This window comes from Azoarcus sp. PA01 (assembly GCA_001274695.2).
Lineage (GTDB): Bacteria > Pseudomonadota > Gammaproteobacteria > Burkholderiales > Rhodocyclaceae > Aromatoleum.
Window position 1 is genome coordinate 1,763,625 of sequence record LARU01000002.1, and the last position, 16,022, is coordinate 1,779,646.

Genomic DNA, 16,022 nt, shown 5'->3' on the forward strand with positions numbered 1-16,022 from the left:
TCCCCTCGCAGCTGCATGAGGAGCAATGCAATCCCGAGGCCCGCCGTCCCCTTGGATGCGAGGCAGCGTCAGGTCATGTAAAAGCTGCTGCGGAGCCGACAACGTTGCAGCCGGTGGCAACGGTGATCGGCAGTTTCGTCGCTGGAACGAAGCAGGCTGTTTCGCCGCCACCGTGAGGGACATGCGCGATCATCGAGGGCGACGACGGTCGCCGGGGTCGGTCAGCCCGAAGCAGAACGAACTCTTCACCCGGGAGCAAGCGGCCGACAACTGCCCGACGCCGAATCCACGAAGCCGCCCCCCGAACGACTGCTGCGACGGTCAGTCGAATTGGATGATTTGGGGAACATCGCGTTGGTATCGTCGTCCGTAGCCGGCCCTTTTGCTCGCCGCCCTGTCGTCCGCCCGTTGCGCTGCCGATGCGACATCGTTCGCGGATGTTGGATTGCGACGAGCATGCGGGTCCCCTCGATTTCTGTTCTGTTCCTGTTTTGCGTTCCGCTCATGGCCACCCGACTCGACGAACTTTCCGAACGTGACTTTCCCTGGTATGTGCGTCTGGTTTTCGCGTACCAGAAACGCAAGTACGGGCAGGTGCTGTCGCCCATGTGGGCGTGGGGGCGGCAACCGGGGATCATGTTCGTCTTCCTCCTTTTGATCGGACGCTTCAAAAGGCTGGCCTCGCCCGGCCCGCTGCTGCGGACGTTGCTGAGCGTGCGCATCTCGCAGCTCAACCATTGCGATTTCTGCGTGGACTTCAATGCCCACAATTTCCTCGCCGCCCAGGGGGCGCACGAGAAGATCGACTTCATCGACCGCTGGCTGGAGCATCCCGAGGTTTTCAGCGATGAAGAGCGGGCGGCGCTCGCCTACGCCGAAGCGGTAACGCTGAACGACGAGGCCGGCACCGCCCGCGCGATGACCGCGCTCAAGCGCCTCTTCAAGGATGACGCAATCGTCGCCATCACCGCGTGGATCGGCGTGCAGAATCTTTCGAGCAAGTTTAACGACGCGCTGAGCATCCCGATGCAGGGATTCTGCCGGGTTCCGCCCCGTCCGCCTCCTGGTTGATCGACGCTGCGCTTCATCCACGCAGGCCCGTTTCCGAGGCAGGCGCTCGAGCGCTTGCAGAACCGGCAGCTGAACTCTGCTTCCCGCGGGCGGTCGATCAGCCAGTACCCCAGGCGAATAGACCCATGGAAGACCGTGAATCCGGAGCACGCAGCGCACGCCCCAAGGCGACGCCCGAGCCGCCCGCAGCGGCGGCGACGGACGCCGCTCGCGTCTTTCGCGTCGGCATTTCGGGGTCCTATGGCGGCCTGAACCTCGGTGACGAAGCCATTCTCGGCTCCATCGTGTCCGAGCTGCGCGCCTCGCTGCCGGTGGAGATCACGGTGTTCTCGCGCAACGTCGAGGATACGAGTCGTCGCCACAAGGTCGATCACGTCCATGCGGTGCGCCAGCTCACGCGCAACGAAGCCCGCGCGGTCGTCGAAGGCCTGGACGTGTTCGTGCTGGGCGGCGGCGGCATCCTCTACGACGACGAGGCCGAAATCTACCTGCGCGAAGTCATGCTCGCCCATGAAGCGGGAGTGCCGGTGATGATTTATGCCATCAGTGCCGGCCCGCTGGTGCGCACGGTAAACCGGGACCTGGTGCGCGAGGCGCTCAACCGCGCCGCCATCATTACCGTGCGCGACCGCCAGGGGCGGCGCCTGCTCGAAGAAATCGGAGTGGACCGGGATGTGCGGGTGACTGCCGATCCGGCCCTGCTGCTCGCACCGGAGCCGTTGCCGAAGGACGCGCTGCGGCGCGAAGGGATCGATCACGGCCGCCGCCTGATCGGCGCCTCGGTCCGCGAGCCCGGCCCCGCGGCCCCGGATATCAACATCGACCATTGTCACAGCCTGTTCGCCAACGCGGCCGATTTCATCGCCGATCGTCTCGACGCGGACATCGTGTTCGTGCCGCTCGAGCGCCAGCACGTGGACATGCAGCACAGCTACGCGGTGCTCTCGCGCATGCAGCTCGTGCAGCGCGCGACGCTGCTGAAGGGCGAGTACACGCCCGGCCAGCTTCTCACCCTCATGGGGCACTTCGAGCTGGCGATCGGCATGCGACTGCATTTCCTGATCTTCGCCGCGATCCAGGGCGTGCCTTTCGTCGCGCTGCCCTACGCGTCCAAAGTGACGGGGCTGCTGCAGGATCTCGAGCTGGAGATGCCGCCGATGAACGACGTGAATACCGGGCGCCTGCTGGCCAACGTGGATCGTTCCTGGGACCGGCGCGACGTGTTGCGCCGCCACCTCGAGCAGCGGCTGCCGGCGCTCCAGGAGCGGGCGCGCGAGAACAATCGCCTGCTGGTGGCGCTGCTCCACGCCGGCGCTTCGATGCGCAGCCTGAAAGGAGGTTGAACCGTGCCGGCGCTGAGCAAACCCTCGTCCATGCGTTCGATTCCGTTGCCGCCGCGCTCGGCGGCGCTCGCGGCCGAGACCGATGTGCTGGTGGTCGGCGGCGGCCCGGCAGGCATCGGCGCGGCGCTCGGAGCGGCACGCGCCGGTGCGCGCACCGTGCTCGTCGAGCGCTACGGCTTTCTCGGCGGCAACGCCACGGCGGCACTCGTCATGCCGCTGATGTCCTTCCACACGCAGCAGCCCACCTTCAGGCTCCAGGGGGTGACGAATCTGCTGCCGGACGACCACGGTCCCGGTCATTCGGTCATCGCCGGCGTGCTGCAGGAGCTCGTCCAGCGCCTGGTGGCGGCGGGCGGGGCGCGGGCGCCGACGCTGGAGACCGGATACGTGGTGCCGTTCGATCCGGAATCGTTCAAGCTGGTGGCGATCGAAATGCTCGACGACGCGGGCGTCGAGCTGCTGTTCCACGCTCTGGCAAGCGGCCTTGCCGGGACGAGGGTCCGCGACGGGGTGGTGTTCGAGACCAAGTCCGGCCCGGTGGTCGTCAAAGCGCGGGTGGTGGTCGACTGTTCGGGAGACTCCGACGTCGCGGCGCAGGCGGGCGCACGCTACGAAATCGGGCGTGATCCGGACGGCCTGGTGCAACCGATGACCCTGATGTTCCGCATGGGAGAGTTCGCGCGCGCCGCTTTCGCCGCCTACGCGGAGCGGCATCCCGACCAGTGGCGCGGGGTCCATGGCCTGTGGGACCTGGTGCGCAAAGCCACCGAAGCGGGCGAGCTCGAGCTCACGCGCGAGGACATCCTGTTCTTCGCCACGCCCCACGACGGCGAAGTGAGCGTGAACAGCACGCGGGTCACGCGGGTGCTCGGTACCGATGTGTGGGACCTCACCCATGCCGAGATCGAGAGCCGCCGCCAGATGCGCCAGGTGGTGCGTTTTCTGCAGCGCTACGTGCCGGGGTTCGAGAAGGCCTACGCGCTGCAAAGCGGCGTCACCATCGGTGTGCGCGAGACCCGGCGCGTGCTGGGCGCGTACTGCCTCACCGCGGACGATCTCCTGCACGCGCGCAAGTTCGACGACGTCATCGCGCGCGGCACCTACCCGGTGGACATCCACAACCCCGAGGGCAAGGGCACGGTGCTCAAGCGCATCCCTGCCGGAGAAGCCTACGACATTCCGCTGCGCTGCCTGATCCCGCAAGGGGTCGACGATCTGCTCGTGGCAGGTCGCGGCATTTCCGGCACCCACGAGGCCCATTCGTCGTTTCGCGTGATGCCGATCTCGATGGCGACCGGGCAGGCGGCGGGAGTGTGCGCCGCCCTGGCCGCGCGCCACGACCAGGCTCCGCGCGCGCTGTCCGTCTCCGCAGTGCAGAACGAACTGCTGCGCCAGGGCGCGGACCTCGGTCAGCGGGAGCGCTGAACGTGGCCGCGGCGGTCGATGAGCTGACCTTGCGATGGACGGCGCGCGCCTGAGGACGGCCATGAGGCGATTCATACGGCATCCGGTCAGTATTCCGATCGAAGTTCGTGCCGGCGAGCACGCCGGCGGCGAGCTTCATCCCGCGGGGAACGTGAGCCTCGGTGGGATCGAGTTCGATTCGGACTCCGCGATCGAGCCGGGCAGCCTCGTCGAGGTGCGCATTCCGATTATCGAACCGACGTTCGCAACCTGCGGCCGTGTGGCCTGGTGCCGGCGCACGGGGAACCGCTTCGAACTCGGCGTGCAGTTCCTCGATGCCGACGAAGCCTATCGCACGCGCATGGTCGAGCAGGTCTGCCACATCGAGGAATACCGGCGCAGCGTGCAACGCCTCGAGGGGCGCGAGTTGAGCGCCGAGGAAGCCGCGTTCGAATGGATCGGCCGGTTTGCCGGGCAGTTCCCCGAAGCGGGCGACGAGTCCTCGTGAGTGCCGGCCATGCCCTGGAAGCGGTGAGCCTGCATTGCAAGAGCTGACCCTATGATGATCCTGATCCTGTGGGCTCCTGCGCTTTCGCGACGACCGACGTCATGGAACTGCTGCTGCTGATCGTCGCGGTCGTCGCGATCGTCGCCGGGATCGCCGGCGTGATCCTGCCGCTGTTGCCCGGAACGCCGCTCGTCTTCGCGGGCCTGTGGCTGCTCGCGTGGCTGGACGCCTACGTGCGGGTCGGCGGGGTCACGGTCGTCGTGCTTGGGGTGCTCGCGGCCCTCGCCTGGTTCGTCGACTATCTCGCGTCGGCATTCGGCGTCAAACGGGTCGGCGCGAGCGGGCTCGCGGTCACGGGCGCGCTCGTCGGCGCCGTGCTCGGCATCCTCGGCGGCTTCATCGGTGTCGTCGTCGGCCCGATCATCGGCGCAACCGTCGGAGAACTGATCGCGCGCCGCAGCCATGGCCAGGCCGCCCGGGCGGGCCTGGCCGCCGGCCTCGGCTTCGTGATCGCGATCGTCGCCAAGCTCGGCATCACGTTTGCGATGCTCGGGATCTTCGCACTCGCGTGGCTGGTGTGAAGCGCTTCGATGGCACCCGTCGGTTCGGCAGAGGCGTCACGGTCAACAGGCGCTGCGGCGACTCGCGGCGGCGACGACCGGCTGGCCGCTGCGCACCGGCTCACGCGCCGGCGGCGGCGAGGATCGCCTTGACGAAAAACGCAGAGATCGTCGCGAAGAGCAGCATCACGACGAGGAGCGCGACGATGACCAGTGCGACGAGGCGGCGGCTGCTGCGCGTGCTCGCGACCGGGTCGTCGAAGTGGCGCTCGAGCAGCTGCACGTTGCGCTGGTTCGCTTTCCACGCTGCGTCGAACACGTCGCCGAGGATTGGCACGAGGCCGACGAGCCCCTCGATGGCGACGTTCCCGATCATGCGCAGCAGCACGCCGCGCGGGACGCCGAGCCGCGCGGCCTCGCGCACGATGTAGCCCGACAGCAGCACCCCCACCGCGTCACCGAGAAACGGCACGAGGCCGATCAACGCTTCGACGCCGATCCTGAAGCCGCCGGGCAGGCGGATCGAACTGTCGAGCAGCCACGCGAGCGCCCGCAGTTTCTCGCGCGTGCGGGCGGCGTCGCCGCGAACGTCCCGGCCCGCTCCGCCGGCGTCGCGCCGCGCTTTCATCGGCTACCTTCCGCGCGTCGCGACTGCCGGCCGGCAGGGCTGCCGCAGGTGGCGTCGTGCGATGGTCGCAGGATTTCGGGGAGCGGATCGTCGGGCATCGTGCGGGGAGCGGTTGGAGGGGAATCGGGACGTCGCGCGGCGTCGCAGCCGCTTGCCGTTGCGGTGCAAACGGCGTTCCTCATGCGCCCGCCGAGGCGGAGGGGGGCGTGGGGTGGAGTTTCAGGGCTCACCCGAGCGCGGCTGCGAGCTGCTCGATTTTCGCCACGTCTTCTTTCAGGGGCAGGGCGTGCCGGGCTCGCCCCAGCGCGAGTTGCGACTGCTGTCGCGCCGCGGCGCGAAAGGCCGGGTGGGCCAGGCGGGACAGCGAGCGCAAGGTTTTTTGCAGCCGGATGCCCACGGCCAGCGTGCCGGCTCCAGCCGCGGAAATGGGCGAGAACGCATCGTTGAAAAGGTCTTCGACCGCGAGCGGCGGGATGAAAACGTGTGGATGGAAAATTTCGCTGTCTTCGTCCCGCGCTTCGGTCAGGAGCGCGAGCACGCGGGCCAGGGCGGCGAGTGTCGCGATCGCGGTGCCGGGGTCGTTGATTGCCGGTGATAGCGCTTTCGATGCGATCTCCGACAACACGATGATGCCGAAGCGAGGATCCTGATCGAAGGAGCGTCGCTCGCCGACATGGAAAGCCTGACGTGCGGCGTGCAGGAATTTGTCATCCGGCACGAAGTCGAACCAGGCGAGTGGCGCGACCGTATCGACGAAGTCGCCCGGGATTGCGTCCACGTGGATTTCGCCGCCTGCCGCGCACGCCAGCCGCTCCAGCGTGTCCACGTCGATATGCTGCAGGTAGCCGATCCGGGTGCTGGTGACCGAAGCGACGGTCGGTGGCGGTCCGATCGGCATGCGCCCGCCGAGGGATGGATGCTTCCAGCGCGCCCGCAGGGCATGCTCCGCGGCGGCCTCGACGCGGTCGATCGCATCGCCGACACGCCCGAACCGTGCCAGCAAGTCGATCCAGTGCAGCAGCGTGAGCACGATGACGCCGATGATTCCGATCGTGCCGGCGAACAGCACCACCCGGCCACTGTCTCCATACACGCCGGCGTTGAGCGCAATGATGCCAACCAGGCTGAACAGGAAACTGCCGACGAAAGTGCCCAGCGCATTCTGCGCGCTGCTGTCCTGAATCAGCAGCTCGGCGACCCGCGGCGTTGTCGCGCTCGATGCGGTGGCGTAGGCAGATACCATCGTCACCAGTGAAAACGTCGTCACGGCCAGCATGCTCGATGCGAGTATCTCCAGCACATTGCCGATACTCGCGGCGCCGATCTTGCCCGGCCAGTCGGCAGGAATGAGTGGCGCGAGGACGATTCCGGCAGCGGCAGTGAGGATCCCGGCCACGGCAAAGAGCGTTGCCCGCAGCCACAGACGCCGGCCGACTTCGATGATCAGCCAGCGCAGGCGCGACAAACCGGATTTCCTGTCCGTTCGAGCATGGCAGCCATTCTAGTCCTGGCGGCCGTGACGCTTTGCCCTTTTCAAAAGCGCAGCCGGTAATGCACCGTGTATGTCTCGACTCCGTCGTTCGGCTGCTTGAGCCCGGCATTGGAATAGTGGATCACCCGCACGCCGAGCTCCTGATCGGCGAAACGGACGCCGAAGCCAAGGCGGTCCTCGAACTGGAACGACGAGCCGAGGTCGTTGCCTTCGACCTCGGTGCTGCTGAAGGCCGCGATCCCGATGCCGATCGCGACGTACGGCCGGAACGTCGTGCCGGTGAATTCGTAGACGAACACCGGGCTGAAGGACAGGCTGTGGTTGCTGGCCGTCTCGTCGCCTTCCCAGTACGTGTAGCCCGCATCCCAGTAACCGCCGAGATGCCCCGTGCTGCTCTGCAGCCAGCGGCTGCCGAAGTCGACCTGAGTGCTGACCCGATAAACCATCGTCGAGTCGCCCGTCTGGCCGACAGCGAAAGTCACATCGGTCGCGTGTGCAGCGCTGACGCTTCCCATCGATATCGCTGCAAGAGCGCCCGCCAAAAACAGTTTGTTCATCGAAATACCTTTTTTGTTATTAATCCTGCAAGCCGATGCCGTTCGGGCTCAGGGCGAACGGTCGTATTTGACTGCCACTTTAATAATAGTGAGATACCTCCTGTGAGGTAGTGCAAAGTCTAGAGACGGAAATTTCCCCGCAAATTGATGGGCGTCAAACGTAAAAACTTATTGAATACACAAAGAAAATAGGGGAAATGCGGAACGAGCTCGGCTGTTCCGGGCTTTCCCGGAGGGCCGGACAGCATGGTTGGCCGAGCGGCGGATGCGTTTTGTCTTGCGGCTACTCGCGATCCGATCGACGCAACGTAACGAAGAACGACGTGAACCGCGTGCCGAACGAGGAGTGCCCGCCCGAGTTCGACCGGCCGCTCATCGAGCGCCTCGACAACACCCACGTCCGCTTCGAGAGCGGAAGGGGAGATGGCCGGTGCCGCCGGGCGCCGCGGCGGCGCGAGCGGTCGGTCAGGCCGGTATCGCTGCGCTTTTCGCGGACGTGTCGTCGGCGTCGGCTTTCTTGCGCACCGCTTTCGGGTCGCACGTGATCGGGCGGTAGATCTCGACCCGGTCGCCGTGCTTGAGCGGCGTGTCGAGTTTCACGACTTTCGCGAAAACGCCGACTTTCTGCACTGCCAGGTCGATATGCGGGAACTGCGCAAGAATGCCGGAGCGCTCGATCGCCGCGCCGACGGTCGTCCCGTCCGGGACTTCGAGGTTCAGCCACACCTGGTGCGACGGCTCCGAATAGGCGACGCCGATTTTCATGGACATCTGCGTTTTCTCCTTCAAGCGCTCGGCACGGAAGCCGGCACCTGCGGCACTGCCTGCCGCCGGGTTTCGAATACCCGCTTGGCCGCGAGGAGCAGCCCGAGCACCGCGAAGCCTCCCGGGGGCAGGATCATCAACAGCGCGCCGTCGTACTCCGGGACTCGCATCTCGAGAAACGCGAAGCCCGGTCCGAGCAGCAGGCTCGCCTGCGCGAACAGCGTGCCGGAGCCGAGGAGCTCGCGGATCAGCCCGATCGCCGTGAGGGCGAGCGTGAAGCCGAGCCCGGTCGCCAGCCCGTCGAGGGCCGAAGCCGCGACGCCGTTCTTGCTCGCGAACGCTTCGGCGCGTCCGAGGATCGCGCAGTTGACGACGATCAGCGCGATGAAGAGGCCTAGGATCTTGTGCAGCTCGTGCGCCCACGCATTCATCGCCATGTCGACGATCGTCACCAGCGTCGCGATCAGCACGACGAAAACCGGGATGCGCACCTGCGAGCTCACCGTCCTGCGGATCATCGACACGAGGACGTTCGACACGACGAGCACTGCCGTCGTCGCCAGCCCCATCGCGAGCGCGTTCGTGCCGGTCGTCGTGACCGCCATCGCCGGGCACAGCGCGAGCATCTGCGAGAAGACGACGTTGTTCTCCCACACGCCGTCCCTGACGATGCCGCCGATGTTCATGGTTTGTCTCCGAGAAGGTCGCTGCGATGGGCGGCGAAGAAGTCGAGCCCGCCTTTGACGGCTTTGACGACCGCGCGCGGCGTGATCGTCGCGCCGGCGAACGCGTCGAACACGCCGCCGTCCTTTGTCACGGCCCACTTCGCGGGGGCCGGGTCGGCGAGGGATTTGCCCGCGAACCCGTCGATCCAGCGCGACTTCGCCGTCTCGATCTTGTCGCCGAGGCCGGGCGTCTCGGTGTGCTTGAGGACACGCACGCCGAGCACCGTGCCGCGCGCGTCGACGGCCATCAGCACCGTCACGTCGCCGGCATAGCCGCGCTCGGCGGTCTTGAACACCGCGCCGACCGGCATGCCCGCGTGCTTCGCGAGATGCACCGTGACTTTGCCTTTCGCGCCGTCGAGCTCGACGACGTCCGCCAGCAGGTCGTTGTCGGCGAAGCCGCTCGGCAGCACTTGCGCGAGCGTCATGCGCAGATCTTTTTCCTCGGCGGCGGCGATCGGCACTTTCGTCGCCTCGAACGCCCATGCGAGCGCAGTGCCGGCGACGAGCGCGATCGCACCGAGCAGCACCGGCTGGTAGGGCAGCGTCTCGCGGACCGCGTCGAGTGCCGGCGCGCGATCGGATCCGCTCATTTCACACCTCGCTGCGCGGCGGCGTCGATCGGGGCGCCACGGTAAGTCCTGCCGAGGATGCGCGGCCGGCAGTAGCGGTCGATGACCGGCGTCAGCGCGTTCAGCAGCAGCACCGCGAACGCCATGCCTTCCGGATAACCGCCCCAGCTGCGGATGATCCACGTCAGGAGCCCGATGCCGAAGCCGAAGACGAGCTGTCCGAACGCGGTGTTCGGCGACGTCACGTAGTCGGTGGCGATGAAAAACGCACCGAGGATCGCCGCGCCCGACAGCAGATGCGCAGAGGCTGGCAGGTAATGGGCCGGATCGAGCGCGTGGCCGATTGCTGCGGGGATCGCGAGGCCGGCGAGGACGGCGAGCGGGATATGCCAGCGGATGACCCCGGTGGCGAGCAGATAGAGCCCGCCGGCGAGAAGGAAGATCGCGCCGGTTTCGCCGAGGCTGCCGGCACGCGCGCCGGCCCACGATAACAGCGGATCGGTCGCCGCGCCGAGCGCGTGCAGCAGATCGACGCCGCGGGAAAGCTCCGTCTTGGCGTGGCCGAGCAGCGACGCCGACGCAATCGCGTCGGGAAGCGGCGGCGACGCGAGCGTGATCCACAGCCCTTCGCCGAAGCCGGGCGCGCCGTCGGCCGTCATCGGCAGCGGCGCGACCCACTGCGTCATCACGACGGGGAACGACACGAGCAGCGCGACGCGAGCGACCATCGCCGGGTTGAAAAGATTCTGGCCGAGGCCGCCGAAGAGCTGCTTGCCGATCGCGATCGCGATGAAGCCGCCGAGCGCGCCGATCCACGCCGGCGCCCACGGCGGCAGCGACAGCGCGAGGAGCCAGCCGGTCAGGACGGCGGAGCCGTCGCCGAAGCTGCTGTCGAGGCCCATCAGGCGCTGGCAGACGAGCTCGGTCAGCACGCACGTGCCGACCGTGATGACGAAAAGATGCACCGCGGGCCAGCCGAACAGCCAGAAGCCGAACAGCGTCGCCGGCAGCAGCGCGACCTGCACGTGGCGCATCGTCCGCGCTATCGACGCGCCGCCGTGGGCGTGTGGCGAAGCGGGAGGCGAGGCGTGAGGCAGCGTGCTCATGCGGATTCTCCTGCCGGGGGTGTCGCGACGGCAGGCCGGGGTGCCGGAGCCGGTTGCGCGTCCGGCGCGGCTTTACGCCGCGCGGCGGTTTCGGCCTTCTCGCGCGCTTCGCGTTCGAGTCGCTCGGCTCTTGCCTGCGCGAGCGTCTTCGTCGCCTCGCTGCGCAGCTTGTGGCGGTCCCGCGCCGCGAGCTCGCCTTTGGCGTGATGGAAGTATTGCACCAGCGGAATGTGCGACGGGCAGTCGTAGGCGCAGCAACCGCACGCGATGCAGTCCTTGAGGCCGAACTTCACCGCAGCGTCGAGATCGCCGGCGCGAACGCGGCGGGCGATCTCGAGCGGCAACAGGCCGACCGGGCAGGCGCGCACGCAGGTGCTGCAGCGGATGCACGGGCCGGGCGTACGCACGCCGACTTCGTCGCGATCGAGGACGAGGATGCCTCCGCTCCCCTTGATGACCGGCACGTGCAGCGTCGGCACCTGCATGCCCGTCATCGGGCCGCCGAGGAGCAGCCGCGCCGGTGCGCCACGGTCGGCGCGCACGCCGCCGCAGAATTCGAGCACCGCATCGGCGAGCGTGCCGATCAGCACTTCGACGTTGCCGGGCTCGCGCACGCACACGCCGTTGACGGTGACGAGGCGCGACAGCAGCGGCCGGCCGAAACGCACTGCGTCGCGCACGGCGGCTGCGGTGGCGACGTTGTGCACGACGACGCCGACATCGGCGGGGCGACCGTTCGCCGGCACTTCGAGCCCGGTGAGCGCGAGCACGAGGTGCTTCTCCGAGCCCATCGGGTAGCGTGTCGGCACCGGTTCGACGCGGATTTTGGCGTGTCCGGCCGCGGCCGCGCGCATCGCCGCGATCGCTTCGGGCTTGTTGTCCTCGATGCCGATGCGCGCTTCGCGCGCCCCGGTCGCGTGCAGCATGATCGCGATGCCGTCGATCGCGTCGGCGGCGCGGTCGCGCATCAGCCGGTCGTCGCACGACAGGAACGGCTCGCATTCGCCGCCGTTGATGATCAGCACGTCGACGTTCGCATCGCGCCCGCCGCTGAGCTTGACCGCCGACGGGAACGCCGCGCCGCCAAGACCGACGACCCCGGCTGCCGAAACGCGTCGGCCGATTTCGGCCGCGTCGAGCGCGAACGGGTCGGCGCACGGCGTCAGCGGCGTCCACTCGTCCCGGCCGTCGCTTTCGATCGTGATCGCCGCGACCGGCAGCCCCGACGGGTGTGGTGCGACGATGTCGCCGATCGCGACGATTCGCCCCGAAGTCGGCGCGTGGATCGCAGCGGAGATCGCGCCCTGCGGCTCGCCGATCCGCTGTCCCTTGCTGACGGTATCGCCGACGGCGACGGCAGGGCGCGCCGGCGCGCCGACGTGCTGCAGCAGCGGCACGTACAGCCGCTCGGGCAGCGGCATTTTGCGCAGCGGCGCGTCCGCCGCCGGCCGCTTGTGGTCTTCGGGGTGGATGCCGCGACTGAACTTGCGCGTGCGCAGGAAGCGGTCGATGAAGCCCATTGCGTCTCCTCAGGCGCCGGCCGCCGGCTTCGGCCAGACCCACTGCTGCAGCGTGACCGGCAGCGGCTGCATCGCCATCGCTTCGGTCGGACAGCGCTCGATGCAGTTGCCGCAACCGGTGCAGGCGTCGCGCAGCACGTTGTGGATCTGCTTCGGTCCGCCGAGGATCGCGTCGGTCGGGCAGACCTTGATGCAGCGCGTGCAGCCGATGCAGATCTCTTCCCTGATGCCGGCGACTTTCGGGCCTTCGTCACGCATGCCGGCGAGATCGACGGCGATGCCGAGCCGCGCGGCGATCGTCTCGGCGAGCGCACGTCCGCCCGGCGGGCAGCAGGCCGGGGACGCGGTGCCGGCCGCGATCGCCGCCGCGGCCCCGGCGCAGCCGGGGAAACCGCACTGGCCGCAGTTCGACCCGGGCATCATTGCCTCGAGTTCGGCGACGACCGGACTCGCCTCGACGGCGAAAAAGCGGCTGGCGAGACCGAGCATGACGCCGAGCGCGGCGCCGAGAACGGTCAGACTGACGACGGCGAAAAGCACCTCTTTTTCCTCCTCAAGTGGCGACGAGGCCGGACAGCCCCATGAAGGCGAGGCTCAGCAGGCTGATCGTGATGAACGCTGCCGGGGCGCCGGCGAACGCGGCCGGCACGCTCGCGAGCGCGAGGCGTTCGCGCAGGCCGGCGAAGATCAGCAGCACGAGCGTGAAACCGAGCGCCGAACCGAAGCCGAACAGCACGCTCTTGAAGAAGCCGTAGCCTTGCTGCACGTTGAGCAGCGCGACACCGAGCACGGCGCAGTTCGTCGTGATCAGCGGCAGGTAGATGCCCAGGCTCTGATACAGCGCCGGGCTCGTCTTGCGGATCGCCATCTCGGTGAATTGCACGGCCGCCGCGATGACCAGGATGAAGCTCAGGATGCGCAGGAAGCCGAGGTCGAACGGCGCAAGCAGCCAGTGCTCGAGCATCCAGCTCGCGGCCGCGGCGAGCGTGATGACGAAAGTCGTCGCGAGCCCCATGCCGAGCGCCGCGTCCATGCTTCTCGACACCCCCATCGCCGGGCACAGGCCGAGGAATTTGACCAGCACGACGTTGTTGACGAGCGCGGTCGACAGCAGCAGGAGCGCATATTCGTGCATCGCGTGCTCCCGCTCACACGGGGTTGCGCGACAAGTCGCGGCTCGCGTGGCGCACGAAGCGCGGCACCGTGCTGCCGCTGGCGGCAAGCCGCGACGCGACGCGGCGGGCGATCGCGAGGCCGAGCACGAGGCCGCCGGCCATCGCGCCGAAAGTGGCCAGGTCGCTGCCGGCTGCCAGCTCGGCAGTTGCGCCCGCGCCGAGCATGATCGCGAGCGGCAGCGCGTAGGCGGTCAGCGCGGCCGTCGCGAGCGCGTCCTCGCCGACGCCGACGACGACCCGGTCGCCGACTGCGAGGCAGGGCCCGTCGCCGCCCGTCGCGACCGGAAAACGGCGCGCCGCGATCCGCCGCGAGAACGTGCCGGCGCCGCTGGCGAGGGCGAAAGTCGTCGAACCGCAGCTGCGCAACGCCGCGCAGTTGCCGCACCCGGCGCTCGGCTCCGGCTCGAGCCACGCGACGGTGCCGGCGACTCCGACGACGCGCGCAGTGCCTTCGAGCAGCGGCGCGCCGCTGCCGGCGATGCCGTCCTGTTCCCGCCCATTCATGTTGGCCGAACCTCCTTCGTCGAAATGCTGCCGTTGCCGTGCGACGGGCCGGCCCCGGGTCTTTTCCCCGCGCTCGCCGTCCCGCATACAGCGGCGTGACCGCCGCGCAGCAAAAAGGTTGATGTCAAACAATCAGTTTTGCAAACGATACATAAAATCAATACTAAAAGTCAATGGGTGTAACGCAAGGCCGGCGTTCAGCGCGTCGCTTTTCCACGGTTCCGGGCGCCCGGCGCTCCCTGATCCCGACAAAAACGGCGGCCGCAGCCGAGACGCTGCCCTATAGTTGCAGTCCGAATCCGGTCGCCGGACGCGTCGCGCGACGGCAGGATATTCGCCAGCACCGCAGGTGCGGGAATCGAACCGAGGAGATTCGACCGATGATGCTGTCCCGCCTCACGCTTGGCGTCGCGATCCTCGCCGCCGTGGTGCTGTTCCTGTCCGGCTCGGGCACGCGCTTCGGAGTGTGGCCGTTTCCCACCGGCTTCATGCTGCTGAAATGGGCTGCGTATTTCGGGCTCGCGGCGGCCGCGGTCGCGCTCGTCGGCCTGCTCGTGCCGAAGCTGCGCGCCGGGTACGCGCGCAGCTTTGCCGCCGCACTCGTGCTCGGCGTCGCCGTGGCGGCCGTGCCGGCGTACTGGATGCAGGCGGCCGGCCAGGTGCCGCCGATTCACGACATCAGCACCGACCTCGACGATCCGCCCGCTTTCGCCGCAGTGCTGGCGCAGCGGGGCGACGCGTCGAATCCGCCCGAGCATGGCGGGCCGGCTGTTGCCGACGCCCAGCGTCGTGCCTATCCCGACATCCGGCCGCTCGTGCTGCCGCTGCCGCCGGAGGATGCGTTCGCGCACGCGTTGCGGGCGGCGCGCGCGATGGGCTGGGAGATCGTCGCGCAGGACGCGGCCGCGGGACGGCTCGAAGCAACGGCGACGACGCTGTGGTTCGGCTTCAAGGACGATGTCGTCGTGCGCGTCACGCCGCTGCAAGGCGGCAGCCGCATCGATGTCCGCTCGGCGTCACGCGTCGGCGTCAGCGATGTCGGCGCCAACGCGAAGCGCATTCGTGCCTATCTGGCGAAGCTCGCGGACTTCGCCGACTGACGTTCAGCAGCCGGAGAGGCATTTCGCGTCGGCGTCGAACGTCATCGTCCGGCCGCTCAGCGGCACGCGCATCGGCGCCGTTAGCGCGTTGCCGAACTGCGCGGTGCGCGTCTCGGGCAGCAGCTCGCCATCGCGCGTCGCCGCCTCGTTCGCATGCGACGCGATCACTGCGTTCGGCTTGACCATTTCGTTGATGACGTGGGCCGCTTCGGCCGGTCCCGTCGTGAACGTGCCGCCGATGTTGATCACCGCGAGCTTCGCGTTGTAGAAGCGCCGCACGACGAGATCCTGCTCGGCCGTCACGCCCGTGTCGCCGGACAGGTACGCGACGAGGCCGTTCGAGAATTTCAGCACGTAACCGCCGGGCGGGCCGACGTAAGCGGTCAAGCCGGCGGCTTTCAGCGCTTCGGCGTGGCCGTCGTCGAGAAACGCCGGGTCGAGGCCGTTGCTGTGCACCGCCGGCACGCTGGCGATGGTGACGCCGCCGACTTTTGCGCTGCCGCCGAAGCGCAGCAGCTGGACCTGCTTCGGGTCGCCGCCCGCGGCCTTCAGACGGGCGGCGAGAAAGCCGTGCATTTCGCCGCCGACGACGAGTTTCGCTTTCTTGCCGACGGCGATGTTCACGGTGTTGGAATTCGGCGTCACTTTCACCGACGCATCCGGTTTGCCGCATTCCCCCGCGTTCGCCGCCGGCGTGTGCGCGTCGCCGAGATGGTCGCCATGCACGTGCGTCAGCAGCACCGCGTCGATCTGGCCGAGCCGTGGGTCGTCGGCGCCGCGCACGGTGCGCCCGGCGTCGTAGAGGATGCGGGTGCCGTCAGGGTCCTCGAACACCATCGCGCGGTCAAACGCGCAGAATTCGCCGTCGTGGCTTCCGAGCGGCGTGATCCTGACGGTTGCGCCTTCCGCCGCGGGCGTGGCCGCAGTTGCCGGCGCCGCGGCCGCGATAGCTGAAAGCGCGAGCGCGAAAGCTGTCGTTTTCATTCTTTTCC

The 16,022-nt window shown here is 68.2% G+C and carries 18 protein-coding genes; 6 read left to right on the top strand and 12 right to left on the bottom strand.

Annotation, left to right across the window (positions count from 1 at the left end; all coding sequences use genetic code 11):
* The first annotated feature begins 456 nt into the window (after positions 1–456).
* The 5 genes from PA01_09065 (at position 457) to PA01_09085 (ending at position 4,907) form a co-directional block, all read left to right on the top strand.
* On the top strand, positions 457–1,071 hold the full coding sequence (locus tag PA01_09065; protein ID KON81719.2) for a carboxymuconolactone decarboxylase family protein: 615 nt from the start codon (positions 457–459) through the stop codon (positions 1,069–1,071).
* Positions 1,072–1,196: 125 nt separating this feature from the next.
* On the top strand, positions 1,197–2,414 hold the full coding sequence (locus PA01_09070; protein KON82411.2) for a polysaccharide pyruvyl transferase family protein: 1,218 nt from the start codon (positions 1,197–1,199) through the stop codon (positions 2,412–2,414).
* A gap of 3 nt (positions 2,415–2,417) precedes the next feature.
* Positions 2,418–3,839 (top strand): FAD-dependent oxidoreductase, encoded by a 1,422-nt coding sequence (locus PA01_09075; GenBank protein ID KON81720.1) that lies wholly within the window; start codon positions 2,418–2,420, stop codon positions 3,837–3,839.
* 61 nt (positions 3,840–3,900) lie between these two features.
* Positions 3,901–4,326, top strand: a complete 426-nt coding sequence (locus PA01_09080; protein ID KON82412.1) for a PilZ domain-containing protein — start codon at positions 3,901–3,903, stop codon at positions 4,324–4,326.
* A 101-nt stretch (positions 4,327–4,427) separates the two neighbouring features.
* Positions 4,428–4,907, top strand: a complete 480-nt coding sequence (locus PA01_09085) for a DUF456 domain-containing protein (protein KON82413.1) — start codon at positions 4,428–4,430, stop codon at positions 4,905–4,907.
* Positions 4,908–5,007: 100 nt separating this feature from the next.
* Here PA01_09085 and PA01_09090 read toward each other — a convergent pair whose 3' ends face one another.
* From PA01_09090 to PA01_09140, 11 genes are all read right to left on the bottom strand, one after another.
* Positions 5,008–5,514 carry a DUF4112 domain-containing protein gene (locus PA01_09090; protein KON81721.1) on the bottom strand — a complete coding sequence of 169 codons (507 nt, stop codon included), beginning with the start codon at positions 5,512–5,514 and terminating at the stop codon, positions 5,008–5,010.
* Between the two features lie 226 nt (positions 5,515–5,740).
* Positions 5,741–6,979 carry a DUF2254 domain-containing protein gene (locus PA01_09095; GenBank protein KON81722.1) on the bottom strand — a complete coding sequence of 413 codons (1,239 nt, stop codon included), beginning with the start codon at positions 6,977–6,979 and terminating at the stop codon, positions 5,741–5,743.
* A gap of 68 nt (positions 6,980–7,047) precedes the next feature.
* Positions 7,048–7,563, bottom strand: a complete 516-nt coding sequence (locus tag PA01_09100; GenBank protein KON81723.1) for an acyloxyacyl hydrolase — start codon at positions 7,561–7,563, stop codon at positions 7,048–7,050.
* Between the two features lie 465 nt (positions 7,564–8,028).
* Positions 8,029–8,328, bottom strand: coding sequence for an RnfH family protein (locus tag PA01_09105; protein KON82414.1), 300 nt, complete (start codon positions 8,326–8,328; stop codon positions 8,029–8,031).
* Positions 8,329–8,348: 20 nt separating this feature from the next.
* Positions 8,349–9,014, bottom strand: coding sequence for an electron transport complex subunit E (locus PA01_09110; protein ID KON81724.1), 666 nt, complete (start codon positions 9,012–9,014; stop codon positions 8,349–8,351).
* A complete protein-coding gene (gene rsxG, locus PA01_09115; protein ID KON81725.1) occupies positions 9,011–9,646 on the bottom strand; it encodes an electron transport complex subunit RsxG in 636 nt (211 codons plus the stop codon). The genes PA01_09110 and rsxG overlap by 4 nt, the downstream gene beginning before the upstream one ends.
* Entirely contained in the window at positions 9,643–10,731 is a 1,089-nt protein-coding gene (locus tag PA01_09120; GenBank protein KON81726.1) for an RnfABCDGE type electron transport complex subunit D, read from the bottom strand. The genes rsxG and PA01_09120 overlap by 4 nt, the downstream gene beginning before the upstream one ends.
* Positions 10,728–12,251: an electron transport complex subunit RsxC gene (gene rsxC, locus PA01_09125; GenBank protein KON81727.1), complete on the bottom strand. Its 1,524-nt coding sequence runs from the start codon at positions 12,249–12,251 to the stop codon at positions 10,728–10,730. The genes PA01_09120 and rsxC overlap by 4 nt, the downstream gene beginning before the upstream one ends.
* A gap of 9 nt (positions 12,252–12,260) precedes the next feature.
* Positions 12,261–12,791: an RnfABCDGE type electron transport complex subunit B gene (locus tag PA01_09130; GenBank protein ID KON81728.1), complete on the bottom strand. Its 531-nt coding sequence runs from the start codon at positions 12,789–12,791 to the stop codon at positions 12,261–12,263.
* A gap of 13 nt (positions 12,792–12,804) precedes the next feature.
* Positions 12,805–13,386 (bottom strand): electron transport complex subunit RsxA, encoded by a 582-nt coding sequence (gene rsxA / locus PA01_09135; protein ID KON81729.1) that lies wholly within the window; start codon positions 13,384–13,386, stop codon positions 12,805–12,807.
* A 13-nt stretch (positions 13,387–13,399) separates the two neighbouring features.
* The gene (locus PA01_09140) at positions 13,400–13,930 is read right to left on the bottom strand and encodes a SoxR reducing system RseC family protein (protein KON81730.1); all 531 of its coding nucleotides are present in this window, start codon (positions 13,928–13,930) and stop codon (positions 13,400–13,402) included.
* 380 nt (positions 13,931–14,310) lie between these two features.
* Between PA01_09140 and PA01_09145 the strand changes: the two genes are divergently transcribed.
* Entirely contained in the window at positions 14,311–15,030 is a 720-nt protein-coding gene (locus PA01_09145; GenBank protein ID KON81731.1) for a DUF1499 domain-containing protein, read from the top strand.
* A gap of 3 nt (positions 15,031–15,033) precedes the next feature.
* On the opposite strand, the gene PA01_09150 is transcribed toward PA01_09145, so the two are convergent.
* Positions 15,034–16,014, bottom strand: coding sequence for an MBL fold metallo-hydrolase (locus PA01_09150; GenBank protein KON82415.2), 981 nt, complete (start codon positions 16,012–16,014; stop codon positions 15,034–15,036).
* Positions 16,015–16,022: the final 8 nt, after the last annotated feature.